Consider the following 13,006-nt stretch of genomic DNA (forward strand, 5'->3'; position numbering starts at 1 on the left):
GATGCTGCGAGTGCCCACACAGATTGCTTGATTCAAATTGTTAAAGAGCGACGCAGCTTTTGGCTGCTGCGGGAGTGTCATTCTACTCAACCGCCTTCTCGAGTCAAGCCTTATTTTCAAAGGCTTTTCGAGACTATCTACTTAGGCTTTGCGTTGCCGCTTGCCCTGTCGATGGAGGCGCATTATAGGGAGCTGAAACTTTCTGGCAAGGGCAATTTCGCATAAAATTCGCATTTTCAGCTCAACCGCTCACCAATCAACCAACACGGTGATTTAATGCTCTGACAGGGTTCCGTATGCAGGCACCCTCTACGCCTTGCAGGCTCAAGGAGGTCAGCAGATCAAGGTTGTATCGAATTGCCTTTCCCGAACACCATAACCATGGTGATCGGGATCCGGCCTTCGGGTAACATAGCGCCCCTTTGCGATTCTCACACTCTTGGGCTTTGGAGAGTTTAATGCCTTTTGCACTTGGCCAGCGTTGGATTAGTGATACAGAGACGGATCTGGGGTTGGGGACTGTCGTTGCTGTTGAAGGACGCATGGTTACCCTGTTGTTTCCGGCTACCGGTGAAAACCGTATGTATGCCAAAGAAGAGGCGCCGGTGACCCGGGTCAGCTTCAATGTGGGCGATCAGATTGCCAGTCACGAAGACTGGACCATGACGGTCGACGAAGTGCAGGAGAGAGACGGCCTGCTTATATATGTAGGTGTGCGCACCGACAACGATGAGCCCGTAGCCCTCAAGGAAGTGTTCCTCAACAACTTCATCAAGTTCAACAAGCCGCAGGATCGCCTGTTCGCCGGCCAGATCGACCGGATGTCCCGCTTTACCCTGCGCTACGAGGCGTTGATCAACCAGCACCAGCGCCGTCGCAACCCGACTCGCGGCCTGGCCGGTGGCCGGGTCAGCCTGATCCCGCACCAGCTCTATATCGCCCATGAAGTGGGTCATCGCTACGCCCCGCGCGTGCTGCTGGCCGATGAGGTAGGTCTGGGCAAGACCATCGAAGCGGGCATGATCATCCATCAGCAACTGCTCTCCGGCCGCGCCCATCGGGTGCTGATCCTGCTGCCCGAAACCCTGCAGCACCAGTGGCTGGTCGAGATGCTGCGTCGCTTCAACCTGCACTTCTCCCTGTTTGACGAGGAGCGCTGCATCGAGGCGTTCGCCGATGCGGAGAACCCCTTCGAGACCGAACAGCTGGTGATCTGCAGCCTCGACTTCCTGCGCAAGAAGCGTCGTCGCTTCGAGCAGGTGCTGGAAGCCGAGTGGGATCTGCTGGTTGTCGACGAAGCGCACCATCTGGAGTGGAGTGAAGAGGCGCCGAGCCGTGCCTATGAGATGGTGGAAGCGCTGGCCGAACAGGTGCCGGGCGTGCTGCTGCTGACTGCGACCCCGGATCAGCTGGGCCACCAGAGCCACTTTGCCCGTCTGCGCCTGCTCGATCCCGAGCGTTTCTACGACTACGAGGCCTTCCTCGCCGAGGAGCAGGCCTACGGTCAGGTCGCGAGCGCAGCCCAGGAGCTGCTGGATGGCGAGACCCTGAGCGATGAAGCCAGACAGACCCTCGCCAGCCAGCTGGAAGGGTTGGACTTGAGCGATGCCGCCGCCCGCCAGCAGGCGGTCGCCAAGCTGCTGGATCAGCACGGCACCGGCCGGGTACTGTTCCGCAACAGCCGCGCCAATATTCAGGGCTTCCCCGAGCGTCACCTCAACGTCTACCCCATGCCGCTGCCGGAGCAGTACAAGACTGCCATCAAGGTGATGGGCATGATGGGTGGCAACGGTGGCGATCTGCAGACCCGTGCCCTGCGCTACCTCTACCCCGAGAAGATCTTCCAGCAGTTCGAAGGCGATAACGCCACCTGGACCCAGTTTGACCCGCGCGTCGAATGGTTGCTGGAACTGCTGCTCTCAGCCCGCCAGCAGAAGGTGTTGGTGATCTGCTCCGAAGCGGCGACCGCCATCGCGCTGGAAGAGGCACTGCGTACCCGTGAAGGGATCCGTGGTGCCGTGTTCCACGAAGGGATGTCGATCCTAGAGCGGGACAAGGCCTCCGCCTATTTTGCCCAGCAAGAGGGTGGCGCCCAGGTGCTGCTCTGCTCCGAGATCGGCTCAGAGGGTCGCAACTTCCAGTTTGCCAGCCATCTGGTGCTGTTCGATCTGCCTCTCAACCCGGATCTGCTGGAACAGCGTATCGGCCGACTGGATCGTATCGGTCAGCAGAATACCGTCGAGATCCACGTTCCCTATCTGGAAGGGACTGCCCAGCGCGCCCTGCAGCTCTGGTATCACGATGGTCTGGACGCGTTCGAGCAGACCTGCCCGACTGCACGCCCGGTATTCGAAGCGGTACGTGAAGAGCTGTTCGAGCTGCTGGCCGCCAACACCGGCGATCAGGCGGCCCTCGATGCCCTGCTGGTCAAGACCCGCGAACTGCACGAGCCGCTCAAGGCCCAGCTGGAACAGGGCCGCGATCGCCTGCTGGAGATCCACTCCAGCGGTGGCGCCGCCGCTCAGCAACTGGTCGACAAGCTGGCCGCCGAAGATGACGACACCGGCATGATCTCTTTCGCCCTCAAGATGTTCGACGAGATCGGCGTCAATCAGGATGACCGTGGCGAGAACGCGCTGGTGCTGACCCCCGGGGATCACATGCTGGTCTCCAGCTTCCCGGGCTTGCCGCAAGACGGCATGACCATCACCTTCGATCGCAACACAGCCCTGTCGCGTGATGACATGGCGCTGCTCTCCTGGGATCATCCCATGATGCGCGGCGGTATCGACCTGATCCTGGGCTCCGAGATCGGTGCAACCTCGGTCGCACTGCTCAAGAACAAGGCGCTGCCCATCGGCTCCATCCTGCTTGAGCTGATCTTCGTTGCCGAGTCTGCGGCCCATCCCCAGCTCCACCGCTTCATGCCGCCGACGCCAATCCGTCTGCTGATGGACAAGAACGGCCAGAATCTGGGTGAGAAAGTGGCGTTCGATGCCTTCAACCGTCAGCTGACTCCGGTCAATCGCCACCTCGGCAGCAAGCTGGTCACCGCGTCCCAACCGGTGATCCACGGTCTGATTGGCAAGGGGCAAGCCATTGCCGAAGAGCTGAAAGCCGGGATTGTCGACAAGGCCCGCACCCAGATGGCGCAGACCCTGCAGCAGGATCTGGACAGGCTGGAAGCACTCAAGGCGGTCAACCCGAACGTACGCGACAGCGAACTGGATTATCTGCGCAATCTGCAGGCAGAATTGCACCACCTGATCGATCAGACCCAACTCAAGCTGGATGCAATCCGCTTTATCGTGGTCACCCATAACTGACAAGGTACTGACCGACAGCGGCCAGACCCAGCTCAAACTGGATACCCAAGGCCGCTTTGTCGTGGTTACCCATAACTGATGGGGGCTTGCCCCCACCTTCTGATGCGAGACATTTATGTTTGAATACTCACCGCCTCTGGAACCCTGGCTCGATATCCTGTTCAAGGACAAGGACATCATGGTGGTCAACAAGCCCACTGGCCTGCTAAGCGTCCCCGGGCGCGGCCCCGAGAATGAAGACAGCGTCCTGCATCGGGTGAAACAGCAACACCCCAAGGCGGCGGCAGCTCATCGCCTCGACATGTCCACCACAGGCGTCATTGTCATTCCTCTCAATCCCAACTCTCATCGGGAGCTGAGCCGACAATTTCGCGAGCGGGAGACCGAGAAACACTACCTCGCCTGGGTGTGGGGCGAGCCGGAAGCAGAGTCGGGTCAGGTCGATCTGCCGCTCTGCGTCGACTGGCCCAATCGCCCGAAACAGAAGGTGGATCACGAAGAGGGGCGTCACGCCCTGACCCTGTGGCAGAAACTGAAAGTGGAGAACGGCAACAGCCTGATCAAGCTGACCCCCATCACAGGTCGCTCCCACCAGCTGCGCGTCCATATGCTGGAGCTGGGGCATCCGATCCTGGGTGACAACCTCTATGCTCATCCGGATGCGCTGGCGGCGGCACCCCATCTCTACCTGCATGCGGCCATGCTGACTATCAGCCACCCCCGCAGTGGCGAGCGGATGACCTTCGAGGCGCCAGCCCCTTTCCCGGTCTGAGCCTGACAGGTAACTGCCAAATAAAAAGAAAGCCCCCATCGAGAGATGGGGGCTTTTTTATCGCTCAGACGCGGATATCGATATTGCTTCCGAGGGAAGCGCTGGCCGATGTCGGCGCAGCCGGAGCGGATTGCGCTGCGGTTTGCAGCAATTTCAGTGCGGATTCGCCTTCCTGGGTCTGCTGCTTTTTGGCCAGGCTGGCCACCATCAGTGCAGAACCGAACGACGCATTTGCAGAACTAGAAATATCCATTGTGTACCTCCTGCCAAGAGACTATCGGCCGGGACCGGTGAGACATGAGCCATATCGTTCAACGCAGATATGCCTTGTCCGGCGAGCGCCGGGCCAACCAGCGCTCTTCCATCTCCAGCAATGTCTGATAGGCCTTTTCAGCATGCTCCGGGCGACTGAACAGATATCCCTGCCCATACAGATGTATGTCGGTCAATGAGCGCAGCACATCGAGCTGCCCCTGGGTCTCGATCCCTTCACATACCAGTTTCTTGCCAAGCATGGAGCCCATACGGCAGATGTTGGCGACCAGTTCGGCCGCCTCAATGGAGGTGTCGATACCCTGGATGAAGGACCTGTCTATCTTCACCTTGCTCACCGGCAGCTTCTGCAGATAGCTGAGGGAGGAGTAGCCGGTGCCGAAGTCGTCAAGGGCCAGATGTACCCCCTGCTGGCTGAGATCCTGCATCAACTGCAGCGAGTTCTTGACCTCGCGCATGGTGGTGTCTTCCGTCACCTCCAGCACCAGGCTGGACGCAGGGATATGGTGCTCCATCAGCGCTCTGGCCACCAGCTTCAAGAGGTTGCGCTGGTACATGCCCGGGGAGATGTTCACGCACATCTGCAAGTCCACCAAACCCAGGTGCTGCCACTGATGCAGTTGTTCACATGCGGTATTCAATACCCAGCCACCCAGTTTCTCGGCCAGCTGGAACTCTTCCGCCACCTGGATCACCTCGTTGGGGGGAATAAAGCCAAGCTCGGGATGGCGCCAGCGCAGCAGCGCCTCCACGGCTTCACAGCGGCCACTTTCCAGATTGACGATGGGCTGGTAATAGAGCTCGAGCGCATTGTGCTCCAGCGCCATCACCATGTCAGACGCAAGATGCTTGCGCCTGGCCGTCTCGTTGAGCAGGGAACTGTCATAGATGACATAGGGAACATGGGTCTTGCGGCTGTGAGAGAGGGCCTGCTCCGCCCGGCTGAGCAACTCCTGGGTCTGGTTGCTGTCGGTCGGGAAGAAGGCGATACCAATACCGACCTCAAGCCGGAAAGGGTAGTTGTCGATGATGATGTCTTGCTTGATGGAGTGGAGCACTCTGGCCACGAGCTCTCTGACCTGACGAAGATCGCTCCCCTCCCGTTGCAGCATGGCAAGCTGATCTCCCCCCAAACGCGCCACCCACTCCCCGTTTTCGCACAGGGCGCGCAGCCGCTTTGCCACCTCCTGCAGCAGGAGGTCCCCTGTGTTGTAGCCAAACTTGCTGTTGATATCACGAAAGTCGTTGATGTCGACCAGCACCAGTCCGAAGGAGGTGTCACGGGTGACATAGGCATCCATCTTTTCCAGCAGCGCCAGCCGGTTGGCGAGCCCGGTGAGGGGATCGATCCTAGCGGTCCTGAAATGGCGCCTGGCTTCTCGCACCAGCAGGCCGCTGAGCAGAATGACGGACACCACCAGCCCCGACACCATGAACAACAGGGCATTGCGCAACTGGCCAAAACGCGCGTCGTTGCCCGTATAGACGTTGATGTTGTTCTGCATGACGGAAGCAAGAGAGTAAGAGAGGGGTTCCTGCAAGGGCGCCAGTGTCATCATGACTTGCTGGTAATCCGGCGTCCCCGGTTTGAGCCTGACCAAATCAGGCTCCAGCTTGCGGATACTGCTTTCGGTCAGTTTCACCAGCCGCAGCGTCTTCGGATTGTCCGCGAGGCTTTTTCTCAATTGGCCGCTCAGGAGGATGGGGGTACGACTCCAGAGAATGTCATAGCGGAGCAGCAGGGCTTCCTGGTCTATGCCACCATAGTGGTAAATCTCGACGGCATTGAGAAAGCGGCCCAGCTCGAGCTGCAACTGCATCAATGCCCAAGAGACGTCATAGGTGTACTTCTCCATCACCCGGGTCGCATTTTGTATCTGCACCAGGCAATAGAGGGTGCTACCCGTGAACAACAGAATGGATAGATAAAGAACGCCGAGTAAGGGCCAGGCCCTGGTCTTCGCTTTCACCCAGTACTCCCGTAAACCACCGTTTTTACTGCTGAATGTCGATCGCACTCAGTTGCCAGATCATCATGTCGGTGAACTCGGAACGCCTGAGTTCGGGATGCTGATCCAGCGGCAGGATAAACCAGAGCGGCCCCTTGTCACGTACCCGCATGGTCATCCCGTCATCCTGCCAGGCCAGGATAGGATCGTATTGCTTGACCTTATCCCAGTTGATCCGGATCTGGAAACTGTTCAGGGCGGTGAGCGTGATGCTCTTGCCGTTGGCCTTCACCTCCGTCAGCACGTCCGCCAGTTTCGGCCCCACGTATTTGTGCGGTTTGTCCACCCAGGGATTGCTCGTCACCACCTCATGCTGCGGCGGTGCCTGGATCATGGCCATATCGAACAGCACCTCTCCATCTGCCGGGTCGGCAGGGTCCAGATTCCCCGTCACCTTGAGAATGACCGGTCCCTGTGGTGTCGCCTGCGCCATGCCCGGCAAGGCCAGGGAAAGGAGTAACGGGAGAAGCCCTAAGTATCGCATGTTCACCTCAGATCATTTCACTATCAACAACTTCAGCTTAGTAGCACTAAAAAAAACGGCCCGCAAAAGCGAGCCGTTTGATGACTTGACGGGATTACATCATACCCATACCGCCCATGCCACCCATATCAGGCATGGCAGGTGCATCTTTCTTCGGCAGCTCGGAGATCATGCACTCTGTGGTGATCATCAGGCCGGCGACGGACGAGGCGAACTGCAGGGCAGAACGGGTTACCTTGGTCGGATCCAGGATACCCATGGCCAGCATGTCGCCGTATTGTTCGGTGTAGGCGTTGTAACCGTAGTTGCCTTCACCGTTCTTCACGGCATTGGCGATGACGGAGGCTTCTTCGCCGGCGTTGATGACGATTTGACGCAGCGGGGCTTCCATGGCGCGCAGGGCAACCTTGATGCCGACGTTCTGGTCTTCGTTGTCACCACGCAGGGAGGCCAGCTTGGCAGCAACGCGCACCAGCGCTACACCACCACCGGCAACCACGCCTTCTTCCACGGCTGCGCGAGTGGCGTGCAGGGCATCGTCAACACGGGCTTTCTTCTCTTTCATTTCAACTTCAGTGGCAGCACCCACCTTGATCACGGCAACACCGCCGGCCAGCTTGGCCACGCGCTCTTGCAGCTTCTCACGGTCGTAATCGGAAGAGGTCTCTTCGATCTGCTGACGGATCTGGGCCACGCGGCTTTCGATCAGGGCAGCATCACCCACGCCATCGATGATGGTGGTGTTCTCTTTGGTGATGACGATGCGCTTGGCACGGCCCAGATCTTCCAGGGTCGCTTTTTCCAGCTCCATGCCCACTTCTTCGGAGATCACGGTACCACCGGTCAGGATGGCGATATCCTGCAGCATGGCCTTGCGGCGATCACCGAAGCCCGGCGCCTTGACGGCGGCCACTTTCACGATGCCACGCATGGTGTTGACCACCAGGGTCGCCAGCGCTTCGCCTTCCACGTCTTCGGCCACGATGATCAGCGGTTTGCCCGCCTTGGCCACACCTTCCAGCACCGGCAGCATTTCGCGGATGTTGGAGACTTTCTTGTCCACCAGCAGGATGAAGGGGTCATCCAGCTCGACGGAGCCGGTTTCCGGCTTGTTCACGAAGTAAGGGGAGAGGTAGCCGCGGTCGAACTGCATGCCTTCTACCACCGCCAGTTCGTCGTCCAGGCCCTGACCGTCTTCCACGGTGATGACGCCGTCACGGCCGACCTTGTCCATGGCTTCGGCAATCAGCTTGCCGACCTTCTCGTCGGAGTTGGCGGAGATGGTGCCTACCTGGGCGATGGCATTGTTGTCGGCACAGGGAGTGGACAGAGCTTGCAGCTCGGCAACGGCAGCCACAACGGCCTTGTCGATACCACGCTTCAGATCCATGGGGTTCATGCCGGCGGCAACGGCCTTCAGGCCTTCGTTGACGATGGCTTGAGCCAGTACGGTGGCAGTGGTGGTACCGTCACCGGCGGCGTCATTGGCCTTGGAAGCGACTTCCTTGACCATCTGGGCACCCATGTTCTGGAACTTGTCTTCCAGTTCGATTTCACGAGCAACGGAGACGCCATCCTTGGTGATGGTCGGGGCGCCGAAGGACTTGTCCAGCACCACGTTGCGGCCTTTCGGGCCCAGGGTCACCTTGACGGCATCGGCCAGGATGTTGACGCCTTCCAGCATTTTGATGCGAGCTTCGTTGCCAAACTTAACTTCTTTAGCTGCCATGTTCTTCAATCCTTAAATCAATTCGGGAAAAGAGGGAGGGTGATTACTCTTCGACAATCGCCAGGATGTCGGTCTCGGACAGGATCAGTACGTCCTGGCCATCCAGCTTTTCGGTCTTCACGCCGTAGCCTTCGTTGAAGATCACCTTGTCACCCACCTTGACGGCCAGTGCTTTGACATCCCCATTGTCCAGAATTCGACCAGTCCCCACGGCAAGAACTTCACCACGGGTGGACTTCTGGGCCGCAGTGCCAGTCAAGACGATGCCGCCAGCGGATTTGGCTTCAGCTTCGATGCGCTTGATGATGACGCGGTCGTGCAGTGGACGAATTTTCATCGATAACTCTCCCAAAATGAGTCTCTGTGTTGCTTGAGGAATGGCCGCAATCGGCCAAATTTGTCATGCCCCTGATCTGGGGCAACAGGGCTAGCCCTTCAAGGGCAAATACAAAAAAAATATTTTCACGTACTATGAACACCTTCGATGGATCACCCATCCCCAATCAGGAAGGCGGATGGAGACGGCCAGCATTCAGGCCCAAAGCACCTAGAGACTCTGCCTTGAGCCGACCCAATCCCATGCTGACCGCTCCCATGACGCCCATGCTGCTGCGCATGACGGGCCCCATGATCCTGGGCATCATCGCCATCCTGGCCTTCAACCTGGTCGATACCTTCTTCATCGGCATGCTGGGTACCCAGGCGCTGGCCGCCATCAGCTTCACCTTCCCGGTCACCTTCGTGGTCACCTCCCTGACCATGGGGCTGGGCGCGGGCCTGTGCGCCCTGCTCGGTCATGCCCTGGGGCAGGGTCGCCACGACGAGGCAGCCCGCATCACCACAGACTGCCTGTTCCTCGCCGTCATCCTGGTGAGTCTGCTTGCCGGACTGGGGGCAATGACCATTACCCCTCTGTTCACCCTGCTGGGGGCCAGCCCCGAGCTCATCTCCCTCATCCACGATTACATGCTCATCTGGTATCTGACCGTCCCCATGCTGGTCGTGCCCATGGTCGGCAATGCGGCCATCCGGACCACGGGGGATACCAAGACCCCCAGTCTGGTGATGGGGGTCGCCGGTCTGGTCAACGGCGTGCTGGATCCTCTGCTCATCTTCGGGCCGGGCCCCTTCCCCGAGTGGGGCATTCGGGGCGCCGCCATCGCCACCACCCTCTCCTGGCTGATGGCCATGCTGGTCAGCCTCTATATATTGCGCCACCGCGAGGGCCTGCTGCGCTGGCGCCTCTCCCCGCGCCCGCAGTTGCTGGCCCATTGGCGCACCCTGCTCCATGTGGCTGTGCCCGCATCGTTTACCAACATGCTCAACCCACTGGCCAACGCCGTGTTGATGATCATTTTCGCCGGGCTGGGAACCGAGGTGGTCGCCGCCTACGGCGCGGCATCCCGGGTCGAGGCCTTGCTGCTCATCGTGATGATGGCGCTCTCTTCCGTGCTGGCCCCCTTCATCTCGCAGAACTGCGGCGCCGGGAATCCGGCCCGAGCCAAGGCCGCCCTGCTGCTCTGCATGCGCTTCGCCCTGCTGTTCCAGCTTGGGGTCTACGTGCTGACCTGGCTTCTCGCACCCTTCATCGCCGATCTGTTCAGCGATCATCCGCAAGTGGTGCGACTCATCGTGCTCTATCTACATCTGGTCCCCATTGGCTACGGCTTTCAGGGCATGGTGATGCTGCTGGCCTCGGCGCTCAACGGCGTCAGGGCATCGGCGGTGTCACTGCTGATAAACGGCATCAGACTGTTTGCCTTCTTGCTGCCAGGGGCCTGGCTGGGGGCAAAACTGGGGGGAGAACAGGGGATCTATCTGGGGATGCTGCTGGCGAACCTGGCCGCCGGATTGCTGGCATGGGGGTATGCCCGCCACAGATTCGAGCGGCTGTGCCGTCAGGGGAGATCCTGACGGCACAGCCCGAGGCTCGCGATTACTCTTTGCGTTCGAACTCCCCTTCGATGGTGTTGCCACCGCCTCGCGGGGATTGTCCGGGCCTGTCATCGCCCGGGCCCGGTTCAAACGGCTGCTGGCGAGCCTGGAAGCCCCCCATCTGCATCCTGAACTGATTGCTGCCAATCAGCTTGTCGGCCAGCATGTTGCGCAGCCAGGGCTGCAGCAGCAGGATGCCGACAATATCGCTCACAAATCCCGGGATAATCAGCAACAAGCCCGCCAGCGCCAGCATCATGCCACCCATCACCTCGCGGCCGGGCATCTCCCCCAGCTGCATCTTCTGCTGGGCAGTGAGCAGGGTCTTGATCCCCTCGCTGCGCACCAGCGACGATCCCAGCACGACGGTCAGCACCAGCAAGCCAACGGTCGGCAAGGCCCCGATCACGGAGCCCACCTTGATCATGACGGTGAGCTCCAGCAATACCAGCCCGACCAACAACAGTAACAACTTGCCCATAGCAACCTCGGAGCGATGAATGAATGGACCCGGGGTGTCCGGTCGGCAGCCGCACATCGCTGATGCTGGCGCGCCGGGTTCAGGTCTTCTGACATTAAAATGGGGCTGGTTGATCATTTTTCAAGCCTCTCCTGCCGCAGGCGCCGGAATACGGATAAATATTTGTCCGCCCAACTGGGATTGAGGTGGTTGTTCTGTCAAAGTTAATCGCCCGATTGCAATATCTGTTTAATGACCACAAGAAATTTGAGGTTGCCTCAAATTTAGTGATCCAGATCTAATACCGGATACCTCAATTGAGGTAACATCAACACCAGTCATTGCACAGGGAGCAACTGGCTCCCAACTGCCCCACCCGATGTGTGGTGCTTCAGGATGAAATGTGCGTAGGGAAATCGCGACCACTCGGTGAGGATCGTTTCCATTTATTTGATTTCTGAGGCATAACAATGAGCGACATCAAGAACGTCCGCATTGAAGAAGACCTGCTGGGCACCAAAGAAGTTTCCAACGACCTCTACTACGGCGTGCACACCCTGCGCGCTGTTGAAAACTTCAAGATCAGCACTCAGAAGATTTCTGACGTTCCCGAGTTTGTTCGTGGCATGGTCCTGACCAAGAAGGCGGCTGCACTGGCCAACGGTGAGCTGGGCACCATCCGTCCCGAGATCGCAGACAAGATTGTCAAAGCCTGCGACCTGATGCTGAACACCGGCAAGTGCTTCGATCAGTTCCCGGTCGATGTCTACCAGGGCGGCGCCGGTACCTCCGTCAACATGAACACCAACGAAGTGCTGGCCAACATCGCCCTCGAGCTGATGGGACTTGAAAAGGGTCGCTACGACGTCATCAACCCCAACGATCACGTCAACAAGTGCCAGTCCACCAACGATGCCTACCCCACCGGTTTCCGCGTGGCCGTGGTCAACAGCACCGACACCACCCTGCACGCTCTGGAAGCCCTCATCGCGGCCTTCGATGTCAAAGCCAAGGAATTCAAACATATCCTGAAAATGGGCCGTACCCAGTTGCAGGACGCCGTGCCCATGACCCTGGGTCAGGAGTTCCACGCCTTCGCCGTCACCCTGCGTGAAGAGATCAAATCCATCAAGCGTTGCCAGGAGCTGCTGCTGGAAGTGAACCTGGGCGCCACCGCCATCGGTACCGGTCTGAACACCCCGCCCGAGTACTCCGGTCTTGCCATCAAGCGTCTGGCCGAGATCACCGGTCGTGCCTACGTACCGGCAGAGGACCTCATCGAAGCGACCTCCGACTGCGGCGCCTATGTGATGCTGCACGGTGCGGTCAAGCGCCTGGCCATGAAGCTCTCCAAGATCTGTAATGACCTGCGTCTGCTCTCCTCCGGCCCGCGCACCGCGCTCAAAGAGATCAACCTGCCGGAAATGCAGGCTGGCTCCTCCATCATGCCGGCCAAGGTCAACCCGGTCATTCCGGAAGTGGTCAACCAGTCCTGCTTCAAGGTATTCGGCAACGACGTCACCATCACCTTCGCCGCCGAGGCCGGTCAGCTGCAGCTGAACGTCATGGAGCCGGTGATCGGTCAGGCCATGTTCGAATCCCTGAGCCTGATGGAAAAAGCCTGCATCTCCCTGCGCGAGAAGTGCGTGGAAGGCATCACCGCCAACCCGGACATCTGCATGAACCACGTGCTGAACTCCATCGGCATCGTGACCTACCTGAACCCCTTCATCGGTCACCATGAAGGCGACATCGTCGGCAAGATCTGTGCCCAAACCGGCAAGAACGTCCGCGAAGTCGTGCTGGAACGCGGCCTGCTGACCGCCGAACAGCTGGACGAGATCCTCTCCATCGAGAACCTGATGAACCCGCAATACAAAGCCAAGCGTTACACCCGCGAAGCCACCGTATAAGCGAGCAGATGGGCCGGGGTTATCCCGGCCCAGGGCTGACGCATCAGTGTTTATACTTTGAACAACCCCATACATTCGAACAAATATTGTTCATTCAGACAGCAG

General features: G+C 59.1%; 11 protein-coding genes. 5 read left to right on the plus strand and 6 right to left on the minus strand.

What is annotated here, in order from left to right:
* The 3 genes from OKB81_RS15690 to rluA form a co-directional block, all read left to right on the plus strand.
* Positions 1-225: hypothetical protein (locus tag OKB81_RS15690; RefSeq protein ID WP_270674671.1), on the plus strand; the 225-nt coding region annotated here is incomplete at its 5' end.
* Positions 226-458: 233 nt separating this feature from the next.
* Positions 459-3,326 carry an RNA polymerase-associated protein RapA gene (rapA, locus tag OKB81_RS15695; RefSeq protein WP_270666248.1) on the plus strand — a complete coding sequence of 956 codons (2,868 nt, stop codon included), beginning with the start codon at positions 459-461 and terminating at the stop codon, positions 3,324-3,326.
* 115 nt (positions 3,327-3,441) lie between these two features.
* Positions 3,442-4,098, plus strand: coding sequence for a bifunctional tRNA pseudouridine(32) synthase/23S rRNA pseudouridine(746) synthase RluA (rluA, locus tag OKB81_RS15700; RefSeq protein ID WP_005343025.1), 657 nt, complete (start codon positions 3,442-3,444; stop codon positions 4,096-4,098).
* A 64-nt stretch (positions 4,099-4,162) separates the two neighbouring features.
* Here rluA and OKB81_RS15705 read toward each other — a convergent pair whose 3' ends face one another.
* The 5 genes from OKB81_RS15705 to OKB81_RS15725 all read right to left on the minus strand — a co-directional run bounded on the left by OKB81_RS15705 (position 4,163) and on the right by OKB81_RS15725 (position 8,930).
* Entirely contained in the window at positions 4,163-4,351 is a 189-nt protein-coding gene (locus OKB81_RS15705; RefSeq protein ID WP_043153121.1) for a hypothetical protein, read from the minus strand.
* Positions 4,352-4,409: 58 nt separating this feature from the next.
* Positions 4,410-6,341 (minus strand): putative bifunctional diguanylate cyclase/phosphodiesterase, encoded by a 1,932-nt coding sequence (locus OKB81_RS15710; RefSeq protein WP_029313817.1) that lies wholly within the window; start codon positions 6,339-6,341, stop codon positions 4,410-4,412.
* A gap of 25 nt (positions 6,342-6,366) precedes the next feature.
* Positions 6,367-6,864 (minus strand): molybdopterin-binding oxidoreductase, encoded by a 498-nt coding sequence (locus tag OKB81_RS15715; RefSeq protein ID WP_270662333.1) that lies wholly within the window; start codon positions 6,862-6,864, stop codon positions 6,367-6,369.
* 94 nt (positions 6,865-6,958) lie between these two features.
* On the minus strand, positions 6,959-8,593 hold the full coding sequence (gene groL / locus OKB81_RS15720) for a chaperonin GroEL (protein WP_010673136.1): 1,635 nt from the start codon (positions 8,591-8,593) through the stop codon (positions 6,959-6,961).
* Positions 8,594-8,636: 43 nt separating this feature from the next.
* Positions 8,637-8,930, minus strand: coding sequence for a co-chaperone GroES (locus OKB81_RS15725; protein WP_005309514.1), 294 nt, complete (start codon positions 8,928-8,930; stop codon positions 8,637-8,639).
* Between the two features lie 242 nt (positions 8,931-9,172).
* Between OKB81_RS15725 and OKB81_RS15730 the strand changes: the two genes are divergently transcribed.
* Positions 9,173-10,507: an MATE family efflux transporter gene (locus tag OKB81_RS15730; RefSeq protein WP_234888665.1), complete on the plus strand. Its 1,335-nt coding sequence runs from the start codon at positions 9,173-9,175 to the stop codon at positions 10,505-10,507.
* 22 nt (positions 10,508-10,529) lie between these two features.
* Here the strand turns inward: OKB81_RS15730 and OKB81_RS15735 are convergent, their stop codons facing one another.
* Positions 10,530-11,009 (minus strand): FxsA family protein, encoded by a 480-nt coding sequence (locus OKB81_RS15735; protein ID WP_160838958.1) that lies wholly within the window; start codon positions 11,007-11,009, stop codon positions 10,530-10,532.
* Between the two features lie 449 nt (positions 11,010-11,458).
* Here OKB81_RS15735 and aspA point away from each other — a divergent pair, with 449 nt between their 5' ends.
* A complete protein-coding gene (gene aspA / locus OKB81_RS15740) occupies positions 11,459-12,901 on the plus strand; it encodes an aspartate ammonia-lyase (protein ID WP_270662293.1) in 1,443 nt (480 codons plus the stop codon).
* Positions 12,902-13,006: the final 105 nt, after the last annotated feature.

Source organism: Aeromonas sp. QDB56, assembly GCF_027705505.1.
Taxonomy (GTDB): domain Bacteria; phylum Pseudomonadota; class Gammaproteobacteria; order Enterobacterales; family Aeromonadaceae; genus Aeromonas; species Aeromonas caviae.

What these genes read in the sequence shown, in the direction of transcription:
- rapA (WP_270666248.1), top strand. Translation starts at nt 459, where the DNA reads ATGCCTTTTGCACTTGGCCAGCGTTGGATTAGTGATACAGAGACGGAT.
- rluA (WP_005343025.1), top strand. Translation starts at nt 3,442, where the DNA reads ATGTTTGAATACTCACCGCCTCTGGAACCCTGGCTCGATATCCTGTTC.
- OKB81_RS15705 (WP_043153121.1), bottom strand. Translation starts at nt 4,351, where the DNA reads ATGGATATTTCTAGTTCTGCAAATGCGTCGTTCGGTTCTGCACTGATG.
- OKB81_RS15715 (WP_270662333.1), bottom strand. Translation starts at nt 6,864, where the DNA reads ATGCGATACTTAGGGCTTCTCCCGTTACTCCTTTCCCTGGCCTTGCCG.
- groL (WP_010673136.1), bottom strand. Translation starts at nt 8,593, where the DNA reads ATGGCAGCTAAAGAAGTTAAGTTTGGCAACGAAGCTCGCATCAAAATG.
- OKB81_RS15725 (WP_005309514.1), bottom strand. Translation starts at nt 8,930, where the DNA reads ATGAAAATTCGTCCACTGCACGACCGCGTCATCATCAAGCGCATCGAA.
- OKB81_RS15730 (WP_234888665.1), top strand. Translation starts at nt 9,173, where the DNA reads ATGCTGACCGCTCCCATGACGCCCATGCTGCTGCGCATGACGGGCCCC.
- OKB81_RS15735 (WP_160838958.1), bottom strand. Translation starts at nt 11,009, where the DNA reads ATGGGCAAGTTGTTACTGTTGTTGGTCGGGCTGGTATTGCTGGAGCTC.
- aspA (WP_270662293.1), top strand. Translation starts at nt 11,459, where the DNA reads ATGAGCGACATCAAGAACGTCCGCATTGAAGAAGACCTGCTGGGCACC.